This is a genomic window from Blautia sp. ZXY-1-B12 (assembly GCF_056339915.1).
Window position 1 is genome coordinate 1 of record NZ_JBWJVP010000029.1, and the last position, 3,869, is coordinate 3,869.

The window sequence follows — 3,869 nt, forward strand, 5'->3', positions numbered from 1 at the left end:
TTAATTCCCTCCTAACTTTTCAGGCAGGAATCACAGGTTATGCCGCAATTCCCGCCGGGTACTTGTTCATCTTTATTTTGCTTTTGGTACCTCAAGGATCGCTCCTCTGTTTCCGGAGGTTACCATGGCAGCATATCTTGCAAGATATCCTGTTGTTACCTTTGGCTCACGAGGCTGCCATTTTGCTTTTCTTGCCTGCATTTCTTCATCGGAAACCTTGATCTCCAGTTTCAGTTCCGGAATGTTAATACTGATGATATCCCCTTCTTCAACAAGTGCGATCGGTCCGCCGACTGCTGCTTCCGGTGATACGTGTCCGATGGATGCTCCTCTGGATGCACCGCTGAAACGTCCGTCTGTGATCAGGGCTACAGAAGATCCCAGTCCCATACCTGCGATCGCAGATGTAGGGTTCAGCATCTCTCTCATACCAGGACCGCCTTTCGGTCCTTCATAACGGATAACAACTACATCACCCTCAACGATCTTGCCACCTTTGATAGCTGCGATTGCGTCTTCCTCGCAGTCAAAGACTCTTGCAGGTCCTTCATGGACCATCATCTCTTCTACAACTGCAGAACGTTTTACAACACCACCGTCCGGTGCAAGGTTACCCTTGAGAACTGCAAGTCCGCCTGTCTGGCTGTATGGATTGTCAATCGGTCTGATAACTTCAGGATTTAAGTTTACACAATCTTTGATGTTCTCGCCTACTGTCTTGCCTGTAACTGTCATGCACTCAGTATGAAGAAGTCCCTTCTTATTCAGTTCGTTCATAACTGCGTATACACCGCCTGCTTCGTTCAGGTCTTCTATGTATGTAGGACCTGCAGGTGCAAGGTGACAGAGGTTTGGAGTCTTTGCGCTAATTTCGTTTGCAAAGCTGATATCAAAGTCCATTCCGATCTCATGAGCGATAGCCGGAAGGTGAAGCATACTGTTTGTGGAGCATCCAAGTGCCATGTCTACTGTCAGGGCATTGAGGATTGCTTCCTTTGTCATGATATCTCTTGGACGGATGTTCTTTCTGTACATTTCCATAACCTGCATACCTGCATGTTTTGCAAGACGGATACGCTCGGAATATACAGCAGGGATGGTTCCGTTTCCTTTCAGACCCATACCAAGAACCTCTGTCAGACAGTTCATGGAGTTTGCTGTGTACATACCGGAACAGGATCCGCATGTAGGACATGTTTTCATTTCACATTCTGTCAGTCCGTCTTCATCAAGCTTGCCTGCTGCGTAAGCACCTACTGCCTCGAACATACTGGAAAGGCTTGTCTTGTGTCCGTTCAGATGTCCGGCAAGCATTGGGCCGCCGCTTACGAATACAGTAGGAACATTCAGTCTGGCTGCTGCCATCAGAAGTCCGGGTACGTTCTTGTCACAGTTAGGAATCATTACCAGTGCATCAAACTGATGTGCCATTGCCATTGCTTCTGTGGAATCTGCGATCAAGTCTCTGGTAACCAGAGAATATTTCATTCCAACGTGTCCCATTGCAATACCGTCGCATACTGCGATTGCCGGGAACATAACAGGTGTACCGCCTGCCATTGCCACACCAAGCTTAACTGCCTGTGTGATCTTGTCAAGGTTCATATGACCCGGTACGATTTCATTGTAAGAACTTACGATACCTACCAGAGGTCTGTCCATTTCCTCTTTTGTCATTCCAAGAGCATTAAACAGGGAACGGTGAGGTGCCTGCTGTGTGCCTGTTTTTACTGCATCACTTCTCATTATCTATTTCCTCTTTTCTTAATTGTTTATCATTTACTTACAGAGCTGCTGCGATCAGATCGCCCATCTCTTTTGTTCCTACAAGTTTGCATCCCTCTGACATAATATCACCTGTGCGGTATCCCTCTGTCAGGACTTTCTGCACTGCTGCTTCTACTGCATCTGCTTCTTTATCCATATCAAGGGAGAAGCGAAGCATCATTGCTGCGGAAAGAATGGTTGCAATAGGGTTTGCCTTATCCTGTCCTGCAATATCAGGTGCAGAACCATGGCTTGGCTCATAGAGACCGAATTTTGTCTCATTTAAGCTTGCAGATGAAAGCATTCCGATGGAGCCTGTTACCATACTTGCCTCGTCTGAAAGGATATCTCCGAACATATTCTCTGTCAGGATAACATCGAACTGTTTCGGATCACGTACAAGCTGCATTGCGCAGTTGTCAACCAGCATATGCTCTAAGGTAACATCCGGATAATCTTTGGCAACTTCCTCTACCACTTTTCTCCAGAGTCTGGAAGAATCCAGAACATTTGCCTTATCTACGCTTGTTACTTTATTTCTTCTCTTACGTGCGATCTCAAATGCTTTGATGGCAATACGGCGGATTTCGTTTTCATTATAGGAAAGTGTATCAATTGCTTTCTTCACACCATTCTCTTCAATAGTCTGACGTTCTCCGAAATACAGACCGCCTGTAAGCTCACGTACAATGATCATGTCAAATCCGTCTCCGATGATCTCATCGCGGAGAGGGCAGGCTTTTCTCAGCTCATTGTAAAGGTAAGCCGGTCTTAAGTTTGCAAAAAGATTTAATGCCTTACGGATTGCAAGAAGTCCTGCTTCCGGGCGTTTGGACGGCTCAAGCTTATACCATGGAGAAGTTTTTGCATCTCCGCCAATAGAGCCCATCAGTACGGCATCTGATGATTTGGCAGTAGCAATTGCCTCATCAGTAAGGGGTACGCCGTGTACATCGATGGATGCGCCGCCTAACAGAACTTCTGAATAGGAAAAGCTGTGTCCATATTTCTCGCATACCTTGTCCAGTACTTTCTTTGCTTCTCTTACGATTTCCGGTCCGATTCCGTCGCCGGGGATCAATGCAATCTTATAATCCATAATAATTTCCTCCAAAATACTCTAATTGCGTAATTGTTATTATAATAACGCACTTTCCGACAGATTTCAACCTATTAAAGTGAAAAAATGCAAAAGTGCCAATCAAAAAAGCAGAACCACAGTCATCACTGGACGATGATCGGTGTTCCGCTTTTTATGATTTCACTTTCATTATTCTGCAGCGCTTCCTGGCTTTCTCAACTTCAGCGATTGCCTGTTTTCTCATTGGAATACGGCAGTTTTTGTTGTTACCGAATTCGACGATCACGTCTTCCTCTGTCATGTCAATGATCACGCCATAAAAGCCGCTGGTAGTAACAGCTACGCTGTCACCAACTTCCACGTCATTTAACATTGCCTGAAGTCTCTTCTGCTCTTTTTCTGAGGGCGAAGCATTAAGAAGTACATAATTCCGAACAGTACGACCATCCAGACAATAGCGCCAACCATACCCATTCCGCTTGATGCGTCCATTTTGATTCCTCCTGTAACTTTTCCTGTTATTCTGCATATTTGCAGTCCATCATGTATTTACAGACCGTCCTGACGGCTGCTCATACTGAAGAGCTGCTTTGCGATCCACTTATAATCTCCGTTACCTTCTGTATGAAATTCTTGTTTTCATGATAACAATCTGATTAAAGCGTCACTACACATCATACACAAAAAACCGCTTTACTTCAAGGTCTTCTTAATAAATCGCACAAATTTATTCATATAGAATATCATCTTTTTCGAGTTTATTTTGCCCTCTTCAAAGCCTTCCAGCCGCATTTGATCGGCGAAGTTTCCTGCATCAAGAGCATCTCGGATCTCTTCCATCATATGATTAGAGAAATACAGATTGTGAAGTACACAGAGACGCATTCCCAGCATTTCCTTTGCTTTCAGAAGATGACGGATATAGGCTCTGCTGTAATGCTGCACGCAGGACACTGACAGCCTTCTTCGATAACGCGCGTCCAGTTCATATTTTGCATTGAACAGATTCATCTTTCCATGA

At 44.9% G+C, this 3,869-nt stretch carries 3 protein-coding genes and 1 pseudogene; all 4 read right to left on the reverse strand.

Features of this window, described 5'->3' with window-relative positions; all coding sequences use genetic code 11:
* Window positions 1-72 precede the first annotated feature (72 nt).
* The gene (gene ilvD, locus AC075L_RS02730; RefSeq protein ID WP_022380362.1) at window positions 73-1,746 is read right to left on the reverse strand and encodes a dihydroxy-acid dehydratase; all 1,674 of its coding nucleotides are present in this window, start codon (window positions 1,744-1,746) and stop codon (window positions 73-75) included.
* 37 nt (window positions 1,747-1,783) lie between these two features.
* Window positions 1,784-2,866, reverse strand: coding sequence for a 3-isopropylmalate dehydrogenase (gene leuB / locus AC075L_RS02735; RefSeq protein ID WP_008703487.1), 1,083 nt, complete (start codon window positions 2,864-2,866; stop codon window positions 1,784-1,786).
* Window positions 2,867-3,128: 262 nt separating this feature from the next.
* Window positions 3,129-3,340, reverse strand: a pseudogene (yajC, locus tag AC075L_RS02740) (preprotein translocase subunit YajC); the annotation flags it as partial.
* A 201-nt stretch (window positions 3,341-3,541) separates the two neighbouring features.
* Window positions 3,542-3,869 (reverse strand): tRNA-guanine transglycosylase (locus tag AC075L_RS02745; RefSeq protein ID WP_476387094.1); only part of this gene is annotated, 328 nt, incomplete at its 5' end.

Coding starts and splice junctions, on each gene's coding strand:
- ilvD (WP_022380362.1), bottom strand. CDS start 1,746: ATGAGAAGTGATGCAGTAAAAACAGGCACACAGCAGGCACCTCACCGT.
- leuB (WP_008703487.1), bottom strand. CDS start 2,866: ATGGATTATAAGATTGCATTGATCCCCGGCGACGGAATCGGACCGGAA.